Annotated in this window: 17 protein-coding genes; 4 read left to right on the top strand and 13 right to left on the bottom strand. The window is 70.6% G+C overall.

What is annotated here, in order from left to right; translation table 11 throughout:
• Positions 1-39 precede the first annotated feature (39 nt).
• Together WMF29_RS25355 and WMF29_RS25350 are read left to right on the top strand one after the other, a co-directional pair.
• Positions 40-735 carry an MmcQ/YjbR family DNA-binding protein gene (locus WMF29_RS25355; RefSeq protein WP_437322721.1) on the top strand — a complete coding sequence of 232 codons (696 nt, stop codon included), beginning with the start codon at positions 40-42 and terminating at the stop codon, positions 733-735.
• Positions 736-855: 120 nt separating this feature from the next.
• The gene (locus tag WMF29_RS25350; protein WP_437322720.1) at positions 856-1,989 is read left to right on the top strand and encodes an endonuclease/exonuclease/phosphatase family protein; all 1,134 of its coding nucleotides are present in this window, start codon (positions 856-858) and stop codon (positions 1,987-1,989) included.
• Between the two features lie 46 nt (positions 1,990-2,035).
• Here the strand turns inward: WMF29_RS25350 and WMF29_RS25345 are convergent, their stop codons facing one another.
• The 6 genes from WMF29_RS25345 to WMF29_RS25320 form a co-directional block, all read right to left on the bottom strand.
• Positions 2,036-2,668, bottom strand: coding sequence for a DUF6151 family protein (locus WMF29_RS25345; RefSeq protein WP_437322719.1), 633 nt, complete (start codon positions 2,666-2,668; stop codon positions 2,036-2,038).
• A 48-nt stretch (positions 2,669-2,716) separates the two neighbouring features.
• A complete protein-coding gene (locus tag WMF29_RS25340) occupies positions 2,717-4,120 on the bottom strand; it encodes an endo-1,4-beta-xylanase (protein WP_437322718.1) in 1,404 nt (467 codons plus the stop codon).
• A 530-nt stretch (positions 4,121-4,650) separates the two neighbouring features.
• A complete protein-coding gene (locus WMF29_RS25335) occupies positions 4,651-5,667 on the bottom strand; it encodes an SUMF1/EgtB/PvdO family nonheme iron enzyme (protein WP_437322717.1) in 1,017 nt (338 codons plus the stop codon).
• A 908-nt stretch (positions 5,668-6,575) separates the two neighbouring features.
• Positions 6,576-6,962: a VOC family protein gene (locus WMF29_RS25330; protein ID WP_437322716.1), complete on the bottom strand. Its 387-nt coding sequence runs from the start codon at positions 6,960-6,962 to the stop codon at positions 6,576-6,578.
• Between the two features lie 101 nt (positions 6,963-7,063).
• Positions 7,064-7,756 (bottom strand): DUF4956 domain-containing protein, encoded by a 693-nt coding sequence (locus WMF29_RS25325; protein WP_437322715.1) that lies wholly within the window; start codon positions 7,754-7,756, stop codon positions 7,064-7,066.
• The gene (locus WMF29_RS25320) at positions 7,753-8,607 is read right to left on the bottom strand and encodes a polyphosphate polymerase domain-containing protein (protein ID WP_272093583.1); all 855 of its coding nucleotides are present in this window, start codon (positions 8,605-8,607) and stop codon (positions 7,753-7,755) included. The genes WMF29_RS25325 and WMF29_RS25320 overlap by 4 nt, the downstream gene beginning before the upstream one ends.
• A 459-nt stretch (positions 8,608-9,066) precedes the next feature.
• Between WMF29_RS25320 and WMF29_RS25315 the strand changes: the two genes are divergently transcribed.
• Positions 9,067-10,872 (top strand): FG-GAP-like repeat-containing protein, encoded by a 1,806-nt coding sequence (locus WMF29_RS25315; RefSeq protein ID WP_437322714.1) that lies wholly within the window; start codon positions 9,067-9,069, stop codon positions 10,870-10,872.
• A 116-nt stretch (positions 10,873-10,988) separates the two neighbouring features.
• Entirely contained in the window at positions 10,989-13,418 is a 2,430-nt protein-coding gene (locus WMF29_RS25310) for a substrate-binding domain-containing protein (RefSeq protein ID WP_437322713.1), read from the top strand.
• A gap of 11 nt (positions 13,419-13,429) precedes the next feature.
• Here the strand turns inward: WMF29_RS25310 and WMF29_RS25305 are convergent, their stop codons facing one another.
• The 7 genes from WMF29_RS25305 to WMF29_RS25275 form a co-directional block, all read right to left on the bottom strand.
• A complete protein-coding gene (locus WMF29_RS25305; RefSeq protein WP_437322712.1) occupies positions 13,430-13,648 on the bottom strand; it encodes a hypothetical protein in 219 nt (72 codons plus the stop codon).
• Between the two features lie 694 nt (positions 13,649-14,342).
• Positions 14,343-14,522 (bottom strand): hypothetical protein, encoded by a 180-nt coding sequence (locus WMF29_RS25300; protein WP_437322711.1) that lies wholly within the window; start codon positions 14,520-14,522, stop codon positions 14,343-14,345.
• A gap of 54 nt (positions 14,523-14,576) precedes the next feature.
• Entirely contained in the window at positions 14,577-15,647 is a 1,071-nt protein-coding gene (locus WMF29_RS25295) for a hypothetical protein (protein ID WP_437322710.1), read from the bottom strand.
• A 192-nt stretch (positions 15,648-15,839) separates the two neighbouring features.
• Entirely contained in the window at positions 15,840-16,856 is a 1,017-nt protein-coding gene (locus WMF29_RS25290) for a hypothetical protein (protein WP_437322709.1), read from the bottom strand.
• A gap of 215 nt (positions 16,857-17,071) precedes the next feature.
• A complete protein-coding gene (locus WMF29_RS25285; RefSeq protein ID WP_272093576.1) occupies positions 17,072-17,896 on the bottom strand; it encodes an SDR family oxidoreductase in 825 nt (274 codons plus the stop codon).
• 68 nt (positions 17,897-17,964) lie between these two features.
• Positions 17,965-18,117, bottom strand: coding sequence for a hypothetical protein (locus tag WMF29_RS25280; protein WP_437322708.1), 153 nt, complete (start codon positions 18,115-18,117; stop codon positions 17,965-17,967).
• Positions 18,114-18,380, bottom strand: coding sequence for a hypothetical protein (locus WMF29_RS25275; RefSeq protein ID WP_272093574.1), 267 nt, complete (start codon positions 18,378-18,380; stop codon positions 18,114-18,116). The genes WMF29_RS25280 and WMF29_RS25275 overlap by 4 nt, the downstream gene beginning before the upstream one ends.
• Positions 18,381-18,409 lie beyond the last annotated feature (29 nt).

The following is an 18,409-nucleotide window of genomic DNA, read 5'->3' as shown; positions in this document are numbered from 1 at the left end:
CGGCTTTACGAGGTCGTGCGAGCGCTCTACGCTCGCCGGATGACGATGCGCCAGGACGACGCGAGGTTCACGCCGATCCTCGCGAGGCTGCGCGACGCCGCGCTGGCCTATCCCGAGGCCGTGGAGGAGTTCCCCTGGGGCGACCGTGTCGCCAAGGTGCGCGGGAAGATCTTCGTCTTCCTCAACACCCACGAAGGGAACCTGCGTGTCACGGCCAAGCTCCCGCAGTCCGGCGAGGCCGCGCTCATGCTGCCGTTCGCGGAGCCGACGGGGTACAACCTCGGCAAGAGCGGCTGGGTGACGGCGCGCTTCGGGCCGAAGGATCGCGTGCCCGAGGCGATGCTGCTCGAGTGGATCGAGGAGAGCTATCGCGCGGTGGCGCCGAAGCGGACTTTGCGGGGGCTGGAGGGGGCGGTGCCGAGGGAGTCCGGGACGAAGAGGGCTCCTGGAGAGCGTGCGGCGGTGAGCCAGCGAGAGGTGCGGACGACGGCTGTTGCAGCGGGGAAGGCTGCGGCGGAGAGGGGGACTCCGGGGAAGAAGGCCGCGGATAAGAAGGGGTCTCCCACCAAGAAGGTGGTATCGGGGAAGGGGACTCCGGAGAAGAAGGTGACGGCGACGAAGGGATCTCCCGCCAAGAAGGTAACGGCGAAGAAGGGGGCTCCCGCTCAGAAGACGGCGGACAGAGCGGCCCTCGTCAAGAAGGCGGCGGAGAAGGAGAGCCGGCGAAGCCCGTAACGCTTGTGAACGAGGCGGCGCCAGCGGAGGCGGCCAGCGCGCCCGGCCGGTCAGGTTGAGTGCGTTCCTGGCCGCCCCCGCGCGTCGAGACGGACTCTTCACGCCGACGGAGGAACATCGATGCGCCACCGCGAGCCATCCAGGGATGCGCCGTCCGAGCCGCAACCGCACACCGCCAGGCGTCCCTCGCCGCCGCGGCGCTGGCGCCGGCTGCGGTTCTTCGTGCTCGCCGTCGCCGTGCTCTACCTCCTCGCGGTCGCGTCGATCTGGCTCGCCCTGCCCATCGTGGGCGACCGGTGGTGGCCAGGGACGCTCTTTCTCTTCGGCCCGCGCCAGATCGTCGCCCTCCCTCTCCTCGTGATCGTGCCCGCCGCGCTCCTCGTGCAGCGCCGCGCTCTCCTCCCGGCGGCGCTGGCATCGGCGATCGTGGCCGGGCCGATCCTCGGTTTCACGTTCTCGCTCCGGGCCCTCTCCGGACACGCCGACGTCGCCGATCTGCGCGTCGCCTCCTTCAACACGGGGAGCCGCGCCATGAACATCGATCGACTCAAGGGCTTCGTGGCCGAGACCCGGCCCGACGTGCTCGCGCTGCAGGAGTGCTCGGCGCCGGAGCCGGAGCTGAGCGCTGCATTCCCGGGGTGGTCCGTCCACGTCGAGCAGGGGATGTGCCTTGTGAGCCGGCACCCTCTCCTCGAGGTCGAGTCCAGGGATCGCCGCGACGTCTGGAATAGAGGCGGCCACGGTGCGATCCTCCGCTACGCCATCGCGCTGCCGGACGCGCCACGGTCGGGCGCCCATGACCCGCCCGGTACGCGCACCTTCAGCCTGCTCAACCTGCACCTGGAGACGCCCCGCGAGGCGATCGAGGCGCTGATGCACGGCCTGTGGAAGCAGGCGGAGGAGCACGACCGCGTCATCGCATTGCGTGTCTGGGAGTCCGAGCTCGCGCGGCAGTGGGTCGACGAGGCGCCCTATCCGGTCGTCGTCGCCGGCGACTTCAACATGCCGGTCGACAGCGCCATCTACCGGCGCTTCTGGGCGGGCTTCGAGAACGCGTTCTCGCGCGCCGGCCTGGGGTTCGGCGCGACGAAGCGCACGCGCTGGTTTGGCGTCCGTATCGACCACGTGCTCGCCGGGCCTGGCTGGACGACCGAGCGCGCGTGGGTCGGCCCGGATCTCGGCTCGGATCACCTCCCCATCGTCGCCGACCTGCGCTGGAGCGGCACTCCGCGCGAAGGGCGCGGGGAGCGCTAGCGCGGCGTCGCCGCGAGGACGAGCCGGGGAAGCTCGAGCCGGCCCGTCATGCGCGCGCCGGACGCGGGCCGCACAGCGGACGCAGCGCCTCGCGCTCGGCCGCGGACAGCACCGTGATGGGGTACTTCGGATTCCTGGTCGCGCGATCGAAGAACGGATGCGGCCACGCCTTGCCTCGGAGCGTCCAGCCAAGCAGCTTCCGGGCGGCGTGCGCGAGAAAGCGCACGCTCGGCTTCACCGACCCGGGCGGCGGCTCGCCGATCGCAAACTTGCCCATGATGGCGCCGCGCGGCGCGCCGAAGACCTCGTCGCACGGGAGCGCGCTCGGGGCTTGCTGGAACAGCTCGGTGACGATGCCGACGAACGGCAGCCGCGGCGTCAACGTGTTGCCCAGCGGCGTCTTGCAGCAGCTCGCGTACCAGCGATAGAGGCCCTTGGGCGTCAGGCGCGCCGCGACGACGAGCTCGCTGCCGCGGTCGAACGAGACCGCCGAAGGAGCCACCTGCACGATGTCCGTGCCGCCGTGCTCATCGAGCAGGTCGGCGCGGCCGAGATGGTGCGCGAACGCCTGACAATCGTCGCAGTAGCAGACTGCGCGGTTCACCGCGTCCGGCGATGCACCGCGCAGCCATCCGTGGATCTTTCCGCAGCGACACTGGAGCTCGACGTCTCTGGACATCCGGCTCGCATAGCACGGCTCGACGCGCGCCGTGCGCGCTTCCGGTCGTCAGCGGTCGAGGAAGTCCATCAGCCAGGTCATGGCCGGCCGCATGGTGCCGTTCGGCTGCTGGAGGCCTGTGTTGGCCCTCCAGGTGGAGCCGACGATGTAACCCCACAGCGTGATGCCGGGGACGGAAGGGTGGTTCCAGAACATCGTGAACTGTTCCTGCATCACCCGGCGCTGCTCCTCGTCGCTCGCGATGCCGATATCGTACTCGGTGATGTACACGGGCTTGCCCAGCGACGCGAGCTTGTCGATGTACCCCTTCACCGTGTTGGTGTTGAGCTTGAATGCGTCGTGGGCCTGCGCGCCGAGCGCGTCGACCGGGGCGCCTGCGTTGATCACCGCCCTCGCGATCCGCATGAAGTTCTGGTGCTCGCTCTCGTACTCGATGTTGTTGTAGTCGTTGAGTATCAGCTTCGCGTTCGGGCAGAACTCGCGAGCCCACTTGAAGGAGTTGACGATCCAGTCATAGCCGCTGGCCCCGTCGCCGCCGATGCCGTTCTTGTAAGAGGGCGTCGTATGGGGCGGCGGCTCGTTGACGACGTCGATGTACTTCGTATCCGGGTAGCGCGTGCAGAACGACCGCATCCAGTCCCTCACGGCCGCCTGCTGCTCCGACCCGGAGAGCCCCGCGAGCCAGTCGGGCTGCTGGGCGCCCCAGACGAACGTGTGCTGTTTGAACACGATGCCGTTGTCCTTCGCGTACTTGTAGATCGCGTCGAGCTTGCTCCAGTCCTTCTGGCCGCGGCTCCTCTCGACGGAGCCCCACTTGCCCTCGTTCTCGGGCGTGATCTGGTTCCAGTAGTTCGCGAAGCCGGTGCGCACGGCGCCGTTCGTCGTGATGTTGCCCACGAACTTCGCGCCGGTCGGGGTACCGCCACCCGAGCCGCCGGAGCCGCCGGAGCCGCCCGAGCCGCCGGAGCCACCCGCGCCGCCGGAGCCGCCCGCGCCGCTGCTCGTCGAGGAGCTCGATGAGGAGCTTGAACTGCTGCTCGACGAGGAGCTCGAGCTGCTGCTGCTCGATGAGGAAGTGCTCGTGCTGGTGCTCGAGCCTCCATTGCCCTTGACCGAGACGATCGTGGGGCTCCCGGTGCCGTTCGCGCAGAACCCCCATGACGTCGAACGGCCCGCGGCCAGCGAGCCATTGTAGCTCTCGTTGGTGACGTTCAGCTGCCCGCCCGACGTCGTGGAGCGCGCGTTCCACAGGTTGGCCAGCGTGGCGCCGTTGAGCCCGACGACCAGGCCCCACGACGTGGCCGCGCTGTTGCTCGTGTTCGTCACCGTCACGTTCGCGCAGTACCCGCCGGTCCATTGCGACTGGAACGTGAGCTCGGCCTTCATCGTGTTGTCCGGGCTGCTCAACCCCGACTCGAGGGCGTCGCTGTCCTCCAGGTCAGCAGGTTCCATGGCGCAGGCGACCAGGCAGCACGCGAACGAAAAGGAGATAGGGCCAAATAAGCGAGCGAACCGCATAAGGTCCTCCATGATCCGGCCGGCGGAGCCGCAAGAGTGCGTTCAAGGCGAATAAGTAAAACAGAGTTGCGTCTGCGAGCCCTGCCGCCCATCGGGTCGAATTTGTAAGATTGTGGCCAGAGCGATATGCGATCGACAATGGCCGTTGCACGATCACACCGTGACTGTCGAAGAAAGATTTACAGACGCCATACCCGGCGCGAGACGAGGCCGAGCATGACACCTGACTTAAGCATGCACATGGGATGCGATGTCAAGCGCTTCGCGCGATCGGCTCTCTGATACAGTCCCGTTGCATTCACTGGCCCGCGACGGAACGACGTGCGCTCCGTCCGCCGCTCGGGAACTGCAACTGCAACGGTGGTTCGATGGCCGAGCCGTGCGCTCGGGGGGATACCGTTGCTCCCGCGGCGTGCGGGCGCGAGGTCAGAAGCCCGGGTGGATGCGTGGCCCGCGGGCCGCGCTCACCCCGCGGGGTGTGTCTCGGCGTCCGCGCAGCAGCGGAAGCCGACCTCGTAGCCGTAATCGTCTTCCTTGTGAAAGGTCGTCATCGGGCGGCATGCGCTCCGGATCGGACCCCACCATCCGCCCTTGAGTCCGCTGCGGTAAGGGGCCTTCTGATCGGTGCGCACCACCCACTCGTTGACGTTGCCGTTCAGGTCGAAGACGCCCGCCCACGAGGCGCACTCCGCGCGCCCGCCGGCGGGCTCGCGGCCGTCCAGGCGCGCGAGCTCGGCGGCGCATCGCGCGTTCTGCTTGCACGCTTCGTAGTGGAGCAGCCGCTGGGAGTGGTCGGGAAAGCGGTAGTCTCGGTCCTGATTGCACGTCTCGGCATTCCGCTCGTAGCCGTAGACGTAAGGCAGCGACTCGGGACCTTCGCAGGCGAAATTGAACTCGGCCTCGGTGCAGAGCCGCTTGCCCTGCTCCGCGCAGAGCCCGGCGGCTTGCTCCCACGAGGTCAGCGTGCGCGGCAGCGCGCCCGGGACGTTCGGGTACTCGTACCGGTCCATGCAGAACGAGAGATGCTCGGTCTTCCCGGCGACGCACCGCGACGGCTCGCGGAATCGCAAGCATCGGGCGGCGACCCCCGGCTCGCCGTGGCGCTTTGTCCATTCGGGATGGTACTCGAGGCATTCCTGCACCACGGCGCTGCAATACTCGCCCTCCACCCGCACCATCCCGTCGGGGCAGCCCTGGGTCGAGCCGGGCAGCGCGATCGGCACCTCGATCATCGTCGGCTGGCCCGGCGGCTCGTCGCTCTCTGCGGCTGGAGGCTCGACCGGCAGGGGGTCCGAGTTCTCCACCTCTGCCGCCGGCATCTCGACCGGCAGCGGGTCGGTCATCTCCGCCTTCGTCGCGGTCGTCTCGACCGGCAGCGGGTCGGTCATCTCCGCCGACTTCTCGGGAATCTCGGCGTGCCGGGCGTCGCCTCCACCTCCGCCCCCGCTCCCGTCGCTGTACGAGGGACCGGTGCAGCTCAAGGTCGCAACGCCAAGCAGTGTCAGTACCGTGAAGCCCAGGATACGCACGTTAACCTCTTCCCACGTTTGGCTACATCAGCCTACAGGCGTGGGCCAAAATTGATGCTGACCCGGGCTCGCCTCGATTTCTCCGCGAGCGTCGGGAGCCATCGGGAGGCACTGCAAAATCTCGGCCTGCGGCCTTACCCCGGAAAAGCCGGGTTACAGGGCTGTTGGCCGTTGCTTTGTCCCGTGGCGTGGCCGCCCGGTGGTCCAGGGATGGCCGGCCAGCGCGGCCACCCCGGCACACCGGCCCGCGCGCGATATGCGCGCCCTGCCTCTGCTTCTTGCGCGGGTGGCTGGCTGGCCGCCGGCCTTTGCGCGCGTGCCGGCCGAGCTGTCCTGGCCGGCGGCCGCGCCGTCGGGCGAGGGCGTCGCGCGCCGTCACGTCGCGACCGGAGGGCTCAGGCGGGGATCCGGGCCTCTCCCCTCTGTCGCGCCGGCACGCCGAGGCCACAGGCGGGCCACGTCAGGAGGTCAGCGCGCGTCCAGTATCCGCGGAACTGCATGGCTACTTGCAGGTCTGGAAGCCGCGGTGTGCACCGCGAGCGCTGGCGCAGGCCTCCTGGTGGCCAGCGAGCTTGAGGGGCGCGGGGCGAGGGGGCTCCGCGAGATCAAGGACATCGTGTTTCGAGCTCATGGAGTTCTCGAATCACCCGCTGGAGCGGCTCGGAGAGCTCGTCGGGATCGCCTCTCCGATCGCCTCGAATGCGCGACGTCCGTGTGGAGCTCCCGAGGTGGGGTCTTGGCCTGTTCATCGCACGACGCTTCGTCGCAGCGCATGGCGGCATGCGGAGCGCGGCGGGCGGATGCGCGACGCTCACCGTCGAATTGCCCATCGGCGGGCGTCGGGGCCAGGGCCGCCGCTTCTACGCGGGGTTCCCCTCGTCGTCCCACGTGGAGAAGCCGGGCGCGTCCGGGTGAGCGGTCCTCACCACGCAGAAGCGCTGGCCGGTCGGCGCCTCGAGCACCCACCACGTCGAGGCCTGCGTGACCCGCTTGGCGCCGAGCCGCTCGAGGCGGCGCACCTCGGCTTCGACGTCGTCGGTCTCGATGTCGAGGTGAACGCGGCTCCCGTGCTTCACGCTCTGCACCTCGACCGAAAGATCGCGCGCAGACGCGTCCAGGCGGACGTAGGCCTCGCCGTCCCGGCCGCGCGATCGCATCCCGAGCGCCGCGCTCCAGAAACGCGCGGCGCTATCGAGATCGTCGGTTCGGCAGTCGATGATGAACCCGGCCAGGCGACTCTTGTGCATGCGCTCTGTTACCACGGCTACCACGGTGTGGCCGCGACGTGATGCGCCCAGGTGAGTGAGATTGCTGCCTGCGCATCAGCGGACAGGGTGCGTCGCCGTGGTCAGAGGTCCAGCGTCGGCTCCTGGAGCATCAGGCTCACGTCCGCCACGCCGGGCAACGCCTGCAGGCTCGTCACGAGGCCGGCCCGCAGGTCGGGGTGGCGAACGCGGATCTGGTAGGCGTGCTCCATGACGGTGCCCTGCGCCGCCTCGCGCAGGGTGACGAGCGAGAAGGTGCCGCAGTGCTCGCGGAGGATGCCCGCGATCGCGCCGGCGATCTCCGTGCCGGCCTGGCCGGCCGGCGCCACGAACCGGAGCAGCCCGTCCGGCTGCCGGCGCGACCCGTAGCCGGTGACGTGGAGCAAGAGCGTCGCGACGCCGAACATCGCCGCCCCCGCGATCGCCGCGCCGTAGGCCCGCGCGCCGCTCGCCATGCCGATGGTGAGCGACGCGAAGACGAACACGACGTCGCGCGGATCGCGCATCGTGGTGCGGAACCGGATCGCGGAGACGCCCCCCGCGATCCCGATGCCGGCCGCGATGTTGTTGCCGACGGCGAGCATGAGCGTGCACGTGATGATGCTGCCGAGCGCCATGCTCTGGACGACCGTCCGGGAGTAGGAGAGGCCGCGGAACGTGAGCATGTAGACGCCGGCGATGCCCTGCGTGAGCCCGAAGGCGACGAGCAGGGAGATGAGCGCCTCGCGCCACTCGACGGTCCCGCCGTGCGAGAGCGCCGCGAGCCAGTCCATCATTGCCACCCTGCGACCCGGGCCGACCGCGCCTCCGGCAGCGTCAGCTGCGCGGTGACGCCGTAGCAGTACTTGGAGAACGAGTGCCGGACGAGGTCGAGGCGTCGCACGAGCGCCACCATCCACGGCGGCGGCCTGCGCTCGAATTTGAGCTCGAGCACGCAGACGGGCTCGGGCGTCTGCGTCTGGACGGGGTGGTCGACCGGGCGCCACCCCCCTTCGGAGGCGTCGAGATCCATCGTCTCCCTGCGCTGACAGACGATCTTCCGGTCGAACGTCAGGCGCGCGTAGGTGTCGATGGTGCTCTCGTAGGCCTCGCGCTCGTAGTCGACGAGGAGCGCCGGCCTGAGGTCGTGGCGGTGGAACGCGCCGATGAACTTCTCCGCGGCCTTCCGCGCGCCCGGCGAGAGCCGATCGAGCGAGGGGGGGCGGCCGGGCGCGAGCAGATCGCGCCAATCGCTCGCCGGCACCGCCGCGCGCGACTTGATGATCACATCCTGGACGCGCCGCTTCACCTCCAGGAAGGCCGGGCTGGTCTTCCCAGGATAGTTGCGCACCCGCAGCTTGAAGCGGTCGCGCTGCTCGCGGGCGTTGGCCCAGTAGAGGTCGAACCCGCGTGTGTCGAGGTAGAGCGACCGGATGCGGTACACGCCGTCCGGGCCGGCGTACCGGTCAATCCGGCCGACCGAGCAGGCCGTGGCCCGGATATCCGGGACGAGGCGCTCCGGCACCAGGTACTTGAACTCGTATCGTTCGATGACGTCCAGGACTCTCGCCTCCTCGGTCGTCAAGGGCAAGAGCGCCGCGCTGCCGCGCGTCGCGAAATTGTTACGGTAGCCACGCAATAATGACACAAATTTCACCCGCGTCCGCAAGCGGAATTCATCTCTGGTCCACGAGATCTTTGTGCTTTCCCTGCAACGTGCGCGCCTGCGGCAGCGCTGCTGGGGGAGCGCCCGGCGCGGCGCGGCGCGGGGCCTGGCGCTGTTCTCGCCCTGGGCTGCCAGGGGCTCGGGGGCGGTGCCGGCGGGGCGGACCTTCGGCTGCCGGGGTGACGCGGGCCGGCGCGCTCCTCGGCGTCGGCGCGTGCTCCGGCGTGGTCGCTGGTAGGGGGCCCGCGGACGTGTTGTCGCTGCCTGTCTGTGCCACGAGCGCCCGGCTCATGATCGCGTCGTCATGAGTCGATCTCGTGAGCCGTTCCTCGCGGGCGGCGAAGCCGTCGCGAGGCGCCACGCTCGCGCTCCTCGACGCGCGGTGTCGGCGCGTGGCTGCTCGCCTTGTGGGCGTATCGCGCCTCCAGTACCCTCCGCGCGATGCGGAGCTCTTTTCCCTGGGGTATTGCGCTCGCAACCCTCTTCCTCGGGTGCGCCGATCTCCTCGGGATCAGGGACGTGACCCGCGATCCGGGATCGGGCGGTGAAGGTGGCGGGAGCGCCGGCGGCGGCGGCGGCGGCGGGAGCGTCGGCAGCGGCGGCGGCGGCGGGAGCGTCGGCAGCGGCGGCGGCGGCGGGAGCGCCAGCAGTGGCGGCGGCGGAGAGCCGCATGCTCCCACGACGCCGGTCCCGAGGCTGCCGATCCAGGACAGCCCGGTCGGCTCGATGCTCGTGCCCGACACCCGGCGGCCCACCTTCGCCTGGGAGCCGTCGGTGTCGCCTGCAGGCGACCCGATCGAATACACGGTCGAGCTCGGTCAGGACCCGACGTTTGCCGCTGTGATCACCTCCGAGACGACGACGGCGACGCGCTGGCAGCCGGCCGCGGATCTCGAGGGCTCCGCGGCTCCTCCCGTGGGGGCCCGCGTCTACTGGCGGGTCCGCGCGTGCTCGGGGGGCGCCTGCTCCGCTCCCTCTGCGGTCCGGTGGATCAACGTCGGACGGGGGCACCACGATCTCAACGGCGACGCCTTCGACGACGTCCTCGTGGGGGCGCTCGAGTATCAGATCCCGGAGTACATCCCTTGCGGAGCCGCCTACGTCTTCCTGGGCGGCGCGGGCGACGGCTTCGACCCGGCGCCGGATGGGACCCTCGTCGGGATCAACAACCGCACCGGCGGCGCCATCGAAGGGGCCGGCTACGGGGGCAACGTGGCGACCGCGGACCTGAACGGCGACGGCTTCGCCGAGGCGGTGGTCGCGGGCACGACCTTCGCGGACCTCAAGGGCATGGTCCGCGTGCTCCAGGGGAGCTCGAAGGAGCCCGGGACGTGGGCCGCGAGCGCGGATTTCTCGGGGAACCTCGCTGGCGATGAGCGCAGGTTCGGCAGCGCGCTGGCCTCCGGGGACATCGACGCAGACGGCTACGCCGACCTCGTGGTCGGCGCGCCGGGAGGCGGCCCCAACTTCGACGAGCCGGGCAACGCCTACGTCTATCGGGGCGGGCCAGAGGCGTTCGATACGGTCGCCGACACGATGTTCTCGGGGGTGCAGAGCGGCAGCAAGTTCGGCACCTCGGTCGCATCGGCGGACTTCAACGGCGATGGCTTCTCGGACATCGCCGTCGGGGCGCCCGGCAGCCAGCGCGTCTACATCTATTTCGGCTCGGCCGGCGCGCTCGACACCACGCCTGACGGCCTGCTGGTCGGCGAGGGCGAGGGTGAGCTCGGACGAGCGGTGGGCGCGGGCGACGTCAACGGAGACGGGTTCGCGGACTTGCTCGTGGGAGATCCGGGGAAGAACATGGCCATCCTGTACCTCGGCGGGCCAGGAGGGGAGTTCGACACGACCGCCGATCTGGAGCTCCAGGGCGAGGCGCCGGCCGATCGCTTCGGTCAGACCGTGTCATCGAGCGGTGACCTCGACGGGGATGGCTTCGTGGAGATGGTGGTGGGCGCGCCGGAGGCAGGCCTCAACGGCAAGGCGTACGTATACCGCGGCGGCGCGGACCTCGACGGGGAGCCCGACGCCTCGATGAGCGGACAGCGCAGCGGCACACGCGAGACGAAGATCTCGCGCGCCGGCGACTTCAACCGCGACGGGCTCGGGGATCTCGTTATCGCGTTCGGGGGCGGCAAGGAAGTCCTCGTGTACCTCGGCGGCGACCTCGGCGACCGCTCGCAGGCATCTCTCGCAGGAGCGGGAGGCATGAGCAACGAGCGGTTCGGGTCCGCGGTATCGCCGTAGCGGCGCGCGCCGCGCCTGCGCCCGGCAGCGCGGTTCTTTCCGACCGCCGATCGACCCATTGCGCGTGAATTTGTTGAAGGCCGCCTGGATCCAGGCGAGATCGTCGAGCGACCCGCATGCGTCCGGTACCCGACCTCCTCGCCGTCCTCCAGCAGATCGTGCGGCGGGCCATGGCCGTTCTTCCGCACGCGCCGCGCGGCAGCCTGCTGATCCGCGAGGGCGACCGCTTCGTGGCCAGAGCGCTGGTCGGGTTCGAAACGCCACCTGGGTTTTCCTCGCGCGTCCCGGTCGGCGCGGAGCTCGCCGACGGGGGGGCCGCGCTCGGCGCTGCGGCGCCTCTCGACGCCGCGCACGCGAGCCGCATCGTCGATGCGCGGGCCTGGTACCGGACGTACCTGCCTTTCGCGATCGAGGCGGGCAGCGGCGTCCCCGAAGGCGCCGGGCTCGTGGTCGCGCCCATCCAGCTCTGCGGCGAGCCGGCCGGCTATCTCGCCGTCGAGCAGGCCACCATGGAGTCTCCGGGCGAGGAGCGCTGCGCCACGATCGACGTCCTGGCGGGCACGGCCGGAGACGCGCTGGAGCGGCACAGGCTCTATGACGACAAGGCGAGCGCTGCGCAGGAGATCCGCCTGTTCGAGCGGCTTCTCCACGCGGTGGGCACGACGCCCGCGCTGCACGACCTGATCGAGACCATCGCTCACGGCATCAAGAGCGTGCAGCTCGACCCGAGCTGGAACACGGTGGAGATCTGGCTGCTCGAGGAGGACCGCGTCGGGGACGGCCCTGGGCTCGCGCGAGGCGACCTCTGCGCCCGTGTCTACCGGGCTCCGGCGTCGGAGCCGACGACCTACTTCCAGAACGTCCGCGCCGGCGCGGACAGCGCCGCGCGGCCCCTCGGCGTCTCCATCGACTGGCGGACCGGTCACGGCGGCGACGGCGAGGGCTCTCAGCGCGCCCTGCTCGACGAGGCGATCGGCCGGCGCATGTCCGGCATCATCATCGCGCCCAGCAACCCCGAGAGCGCGGAGGAGGCGTTCCGGCAGGCGGCCGAGATGGACATCCCGGTCGTCGTGATCGACACGCCTCCGATGCCGGGCAGCCGGGCGCCGTTCTACATCGGGACGGACAACCTGGCGTCGGGCAGGTTGGCGGCCGAGGTGATGAAGCGGCTGCTCCCGGGCGGCGGTGTCGTCGCGTCCCTCGGCGCCGTGGGGCTCGCGCTGAACGTCCGCGAGCGCGTCGATGGCTTCTGGGAGGCGGCGCTCGGGTCGAACCTCACGGTGCTGCCGACGATCCCGTGCGACTGGGATCAGGAGGCCGGGACGAGGCTCGCCACGGTGGCGCTCGAGGGGCGGTCCGACATCGCGGGCGCCTTCGGCGCCGCCGCGGACAACGGGCCGTCCTGGGGCCGAGCGGCGCAAGCCCTCGGCCGGGCCGGAGATCTCAAGATCGTCGGCTTCGATCTCGTCGCCCGCACGGTCGCCCTGCTCCGGCAGGGGGCGATCCACGCGACGATCGTCCAGCGCGAGGACGACATGGGCTTCCGCGCCGTCGAGACGATCCACCGGATGATCACGCGCGGCGTCGGGCCGACCCTCGCCGAGCTGCCGCCTTCCCGGGTCCTTCACACCCGCGTCGATTGCGTCACCCTCGAGCCGACGCCTTGGTCCACGGCGCTGAGCGATTACCTCTCTCTCGAGGCCGCCCGCCGGGCCGCGGCCGGGAGCGGCGGGCGGATCGCGCCCGTCGCCCCTGCGATCGAGGTCATGATGATCGGGCTCTCGTCCCCGTCGAGCTCCGTCGTCGAGGACCAGGTCTCGATCCCGACGCGCTCGCTCGTGCGCCGCGCGATCGAGTCGGGCCGCTCGGTCGTGATCGACCCCGCCGAGGGGGGAGCGGACGCCGCCCTGCCCGCCGCGCACGACGGCGCGCGCACGGCGATCGCCGTGCCGCTGCAAGGCCGCGGCAACGTCCTCGGCGCCCTCGTCCTGAGCAGCGCTCGCAGGGAGGCGTGCGGCGCGGGCGACGTGGCGTTCCTCGTCCGCGTCGCCGGCACGGTGGCGATCGGCGTCGAGAACGCCCGGCTGCTCCGCCGCATCTCCGCGCGGAGCGAGGAGCTCGAGCGCGCCAACCTGCAGCAAGCGGCGATGCTCCAGACCATCCGCGAGCTCTCGAGCCCCGTGGTGCCCATCGCGGACGGCATCCTCGTGATGCCCGTCGTGGGCGTCATGGATGCCCAGCGCTCAGGCGACTTCATCGCGTCGATGCTCCGCGAGATCGACGCGAAGCGCGCGCGCGTCGTGCTGATCGACGTCACCGGCATGGCGTTCGTCGACGCGACGGCGGCGTCCCGGCTCGTCGAGGCGGCGCAGGCGGCCGCGCTGCTCGGCGCCGAGGCGGTGCTCGTCGGCATCCGGCCGGAGGCCGCGCAGATGATGGTCCGGCAAGGCCTGGACGTCGGCGCGACGGCGACGCACGCCAACCTGGCGAGCGGCTTCCGCTATGCGCTCTCGAGGGTGCGCCGCCGCGCGGCGAAGCGCCGCTGACCGCGCGGCGGCTACTCCGCCCCGGCGGGCGGCGCCTCGATGGCGTTGCACGACCAGAGGCCGGTCGCGACGTTGAGGTCCGGGTGGGCGTGGACGATGTCCTCGACGTTCGCGCGCGCCTCGGCGTGATCGGCGTTGTCCTCGCGCTTGTCCACGATCTGGATGTCGTGGGCGGTGACCACGTCCTGGATGCCCTCAAGGCCCTGTGTCGCGTTGTCGACCGCGAACATGCCGACGAAGACGGGCAGCTTCCCGCCGTTTCACAGGATCTTCACGATCTCGTTGCGGAGCAACGGCTATTGCGAGCAGAGCTGGGGATCCGATTTGCATTGGCACTGATTTCTACGCTCGGTGTCATTCCATTCGCAATAGCCGCACGACGCGTGCCTTTGACTCTTGCAGTACTGGTCGCACGCCGCACCCCCCAGGAAGCCGAAGTCGCAGACGTGAGGCGCGTCAGACCAGGACACTGGCCTGGCGAGGCCCTCCAGGGGCGCGTGGCTGAGGGCGCTCTGGGCCGGCGTAGTCTCTGACGGATCGCCGTCTTGCGATGTCTCGTGATAAGGTGAGCTGTCGACGACACAACCGGCGAACCATCGCGCGCCAAGAGCGACGCATGTCCACAGCGCGGCATTCTTGAAGATGATCTTGCTCGTCATGTTTGGGCCCTGTCCTCCCCTGATGCTTCGCTGATTCCGTGTTTCCACACGAACGCCGTCATCACCTGCGCGAGGTGCTTGCGCCGGCGCTGGCCGTGTCCATGCGGCGCCGTGGCCGCGCGAGGCAAGCGGGAGCGCCCTGATCGACGGCAGCGCGTTGGTGGGGGTTGACCGGCGTCGGGCCCTGGCAGGTCCCGGTGGGAGACGCGCGGCGGATGTCGTGGACTGCGGGCGATGGTGACCGCGCCACCGCCGACGATGGCTCTTATCGCCTCGCGGACCCGAGGCGCGTCGCCTTGCCATGCATCTCGCGGAACACCGCGAGCTCGAAGGCCCACTCGTGGAGGCGTCCGCCGCCGATCCGGAGCGGGTCCTGGGCGCTCTGGTCGGGGCCGGCGACAAAGCCGTCGAGCGATATCGAGATCTCGAAACGCCGCTTGCTCATGTCGTGCTCTCCTCGAAGCTCATGGCTGTCAGCGGCGTCCTGCCCGCCGTGCGATCACTCGGGGCACGCCGCGGCGCACCCCTCGCCGCCGCAGTCGACGCCGGCCTCGTCGCCGTTCTTCACGCCGTCGGCGCAGGTGGGCGCCTGGCAGGTGCCGCTCCAGCACACGCTGCTGAGGCAGTCCGCGCCGGTCTCGCAGCCCCCGCCCACCGGGCAGCGCGGGCACCATAGCTTGCCGCAGTCGACGCCGGCCTCGAGGCCGTTCTTTATCCCATCGCTGCACGTCGGGATCATGCAGCTCCCGTTCGTGCACACGCCGCTCTCGCAGTCCGTGGCGGCCTTGCAGCGCTCGCTCGAGGGGCAGGGGCGGCACGGGCCGCCGCAATCGAATCCGGTCTCTCCGAGCCCAGGGTCGCTCACGCCATTTTCGCAGTGCGATGGTACGCACCACACGCCGTAGCACACGAGCCCCGCAGGGCACTGCAGCGTTGGGTCTTCGGAGACACACTGGACGCAGACGCCTTCATGGCATCGGCCGGAGCCCGAGGCGGGACATACGACGCCATCCAAGATGAGATGTCGCGGCCCGTCGAGCTCGCAGACGTCGAGGGTGCACTGGTTGCCGTCGTCGTAGGCGTCGACGGCCGCCACGCTCACCACGCGGCCGTCGGCCGTGCACTCCTCGACCTTGCAGTCGCCGCGGAGCTGCGAGGCGATCGGCCCTCGTTCGATCTCCACGACGCAGGCGCCGTCCACGCACCTCCCCACGCCGCACCGCGGGTCCGGCGGGCCGGGGCACTCCGCGTCGCCCTCGCAGCCCCCGGGCGGAACCGGCACCCCCGAGCACGCCTCTGTGCCCTCGGCGCACTCGTCGCAGGTCCGGCACTCCTCGAAGCAGTTCGGCGTGTCGTCGCCGCGCGCGCAGCAGATGACCTTCCCCGGCTCGCCACACTCGCAGTGCTCATCGATGCAGATCGTGCCCGGCACATTCTGCTGGTCCGACTGGCAGTGGTCCGTTGTCGCGCACCTTCCACCCACGTAGGGCCCATCGCCGCACGCAAAGAAGGTCGCCGAGATGATCAGAAAGAGGAGAGCAGCAGCACAACGCGCGATGGGTCTACCCATGCGTCCAGTCCTCCGGCACGAGGCTGTGGCGCCGGCACCCAGGCGGCCCCAATCCGCCGGGGTGTCGTTTGCCAGGTCGTCTCGGGGCGCAGTATGCCGCGGTCAGGCGGCCGCCGTCACGCAAGTTTTCGCAAGAGCGCGCAGCGTGCGAAGCGGCCTTCGATCAGAGCAGGCGCAAGGTCGAAGCGCACATCAAAACGTGCTCGTCAACGTAAGCCCCTTGGCCGACACCGTGATCTCTGCCTGTTCGCGCGGATAGAACGTGTAGCCGAGCGTGGCGGCCAGGACGGCCCCTCCCGCGATGAGGCCGGCGATGCCCACGCCCCGGTAGGTGATCGCGTCGTCGTAGGCCGAAGCCGACTGCTGGCAGATCGGCTGGGTCAGCCGGAAGCAGCGGTTCGGCCCTGCGGAGAGCGCAGCGGTGTCGCCCGCGTCGTCCTTCTTCCCCGCGCCGACGAGCATCACGCCGCCGATCGCCGCCAGCGTGGCGGAGAGCCCGAAGCCGCCGGCGACGAGCTCCGGCCGCGGCCCGGGCCGGGGGGGCGGGGGGGCGAGCGGGTAGGCGCGGGGGCCGGGAGGCGGCGCTGTCGCGTCCGCGGGCGCGGCCGGCAGGCCCGGGAGCGGCGCAGGGACGCCGGCGGGCCGGGCAGCGAAGGTGAGCACGACTTCCCGCGCCTCGCCGCGCGGCACGTCGATCTCGGCCGTCGCGACGTCGCCGTCCAGCAAGGCGCGCACCACGTGGTGGCCGGGGGCGACGGGGACGGGCTTGCCGTCGTCGATCTCGGCGGGCGCGCCGTCGATCGTGATCTTCGAGCCCGCGGGGGCGACCACGTGGAGCTCGCCGGCGAGCTGCCGCGCGCGGGCCAGGTCGCTGAGCCGCGACGCGACGAGCGCGCGCTCCGCGGGCGTCCTTGGCGCGCGCATGATCTCCTGGCAGAGCGACAGCCAGCGCACGGCGGCCGGCGCGTCGCCGAGCCGGAGCGACAGCGCCCCGATGTTGCACGCGGCGACCTGGACGCGCTCCAGCCGCCAGACCGCCATCCACAGGTCGCGCGAGTCGGCGAGCCGATCCTCGCGAGCGGCCGCGTTCGCCTGCGCCATGAGCCGGGCGACCGCCTCCGGCGGGGCCTCGGCGCGACCCTCCGCCGCGCCGGCCAGCAAGGCGATGCACAGCGGGAGCGCGGCGACGCGGCGTGTGTTCCTTGGCACGGGTGCGGATCTCCTCGGATTCGTCATGGAGGCTGTCAAGAGCGGAATCAACATCCCGAGAATGCATCTCTGAACCGGCGCCATCGCAGCCCTCCTGGAGCCGAGGCGGCCACGCCGTCCCGATCGCGTCGAGCGCCGGCCGGGCGCTGGAAACGTTATGCGGATCTGGCAGACGCCGGGTATCCCTGACTACGGCCCTTTCATCGCTCCCGCGTTCACCCCACCGCAGGCCCGGCCTTCCGCTGCGCGCTGTCGCAGACCCACCGGACCACCCCAGGAATGACCCCCTGCGCGATCGCGCTCACCCGCGAGCCCACGTCGGGGTAGATCTCGAACCGCCCGCGCGCCATGCCGTCGGCCATGCTGCGCGCCACGGCGTCCGGCTCGAGCGTCTTCACGTTGCCCGCGATGGCCTTCGTCTCGGCCGGCTTGTACTGGTTCTCGAACGCAAGCTGCGGTGTGTCGGTGTCGGGCGGCATGCACACGCTCACCCGCACGCCGTGCGGCCACATCTCCGCGCGCAGCGCCTGCGAGAAGCCGATCAGCGCGAACTTGCTCGCCGCGTACGGCGTGTAACCGTAGATGCCGATCACGCCCGCGAGCGAAGAGACGTTGAGCACATGGCCGCTGCCGCGCGCCGCCATCGCCGGGAGCACCGCCTTGCACAGGTGCACGGCGCCAAAGAAGTTCACGTCCATCATGCTCCGGAACTGATCCACCGGCAGCTCGAGGAAGCGCCCCGGCATCACCACGCCCGCGTTGTTCACGAGGTGATCGATCGGCCGCTCGGCGAGCCGCGACTCCATCGCCCGCGCGACATCGTCCGGCCGGCTGACGTCCAGCTCCAGGACGTCGACCCGCGCGGACGGGTGCTCGCGCCGGATGCCCACGGCGGCCTCGTCGAGGAGGGCCCGGCGGCGCGCCACCAGCGTCACCGCGGCGCCGTACCCCGCGACGAGCCTCGCGAACGACAGCCCGATGCCGCTCGAACCGCCGGTGATGAGAACGCTCTTGCCCTGGAAATAAGTTCGGGTGTCCATCGGCGGCCGAACCTACCCCAGGACCGCCCGAGGCGCGAGGCGCTCGTGCAGGCCCGCGGCGCCGCCCCTCAGCGGTCGCGCCGCCGCTTCTTCAGCGCGTCCTTCAGCAGGCTGCCCGCGGCGGAGCCGAGCGTCTCGACCGCGATCATCGCGGCCGCCGCCGACACCGCCTCGACCGCCTTCCGGAGGGCACGGCGGGTCTTCTTCTTCATCGGCTTCATGACGGCTGCGCCAGCTCCACGTCGGGGTGAGCTCTCCCCGATACGCCATTGGCCAGCTTCAAGCCGCCCAGCGCGCTCGCCCACGCCCTCACCTTCCGGCTCACGGCGGTCCTCGCGCTGCTCAGATAGTTTCTCGCCTCACCGCTGTACAGGCCGGCCGCGAACACCGCTGCGACGCTCGTCGCCGCGGCCACCGGCCGGAGGGCCCTCCGGCCGAGCTTGCTGAGCTTCCTCTTTTGCTTCTTGGAGAGCTTCATCTTCATGATCCCATCAGCCCAGCAGGGGTCGTGCC

The sequence above is a fragment of the Sorangium sp. So ce381 genome (genome assembly GCF_051473845.1).
Lineage (GTDB): Bacteria > Myxococcota_A > Polyangia > Polyangiales > Polyangiaceae > Sorangium > Sorangium atrum.
Note: the sequence above shows the minus strand (reverse complement) of the source record. Positions and strands in the feature narration are given on the sequence as shown.

Excerpts from the sequence above, each read along its gene's own strand:
- WMF29_RS25355 (WP_437322721.1), top strand. The coding sequence starts at position 40 with ATGACGATGCGCCAGGACGACGCGAGGTTCACGCCGATCCTCGCGAGG.
- WMF29_RS25350 (WP_437322720.1), top strand. The coding sequence starts at position 856 with ATGCGCCACCGCGAGCCATCCAGGGATGCGCCGTCCGAGCCGCAACCG.
- WMF29_RS25345 (WP_437322719.1), bottom strand. The coding sequence starts at position 2,668 with ATGTCCAGAGACGTCGAGCTCCAGTGTCGCTGCGGAAAGATCCACGGA.
- WMF29_RS25340 (WP_437322718.1), bottom strand. The coding sequence starts at position 4,120 with ATGGAACCTGCTGACCTGGAGGACAGCGACGCCCTCGAGTCGGGGTTG.
- WMF29_RS25330 (WP_437322716.1), bottom strand. The coding sequence starts at position 6,962 with ATGCACAAGAGTCGCCTGGCCGGGTTCATCATCGACTGCCGAACCGAC.
- WMF29_RS25325 (WP_437322715.1), bottom strand. The coding sequence starts at position 7,756 with ATGATGGACTGGCTCGCGGCGCTCTCGCACGGCGGGACCGTCGAGTGG.
- WMF29_RS25315 (WP_437322714.1), top strand. The coding sequence starts at position 9,067 with ATGCGGAGCTCTTTTCCCTGGGGTATTGCGCTCGCAACCCTCTTCCTC.
- WMF29_RS25310 (WP_437322713.1), top strand. The coding sequence starts at position 10,989 with ATGCGTCCGGTACCCGACCTCCTCGCCGTCCTCCAGCAGATCGTGCGG.
- WMF29_RS25305 (WP_437322712.1), bottom strand. The coding sequence starts at position 13,648 with ATGTTCGCGGTCGACAACGCGACACAGGGCCTTGAGGGCATCCAGGAC.
- WMF29_RS25300 (WP_437322711.1), bottom strand. The coding sequence starts at position 14,522 with ATGAGCAAGCGGCGTTTCGAGATCTCGATATCGCTCGACGGCTTTGTC.
- WMF29_RS25295 (WP_437322710.1), bottom strand. The coding sequence starts at position 15,647 with ATGGGTAGACCCATCGCGCGTTGTGCTGCTGCTCTCCTCTTTCTGATC.
- WMF29_RS25285 (WP_272093576.1), bottom strand. The coding sequence starts at position 17,896 with ATGGACACCCGAACTTATTTCCAGGGCAAGAGCGTTCTCATCACCGGC.
- WMF29_RS25280 (WP_437322708.1), bottom strand. The coding sequence starts at position 18,117 with ATGAAGCCGATGAAGAAGAAGACCCGCCGTGCCCTCCGGAAGGCGGTC.
- WMF29_RS25275 (WP_272093574.1), bottom strand. The coding sequence starts at position 18,380 with ATGAAGATGAAGCTCTCCAAGAAGCAAAAGAGGAAGCTCAGCAAGCTC.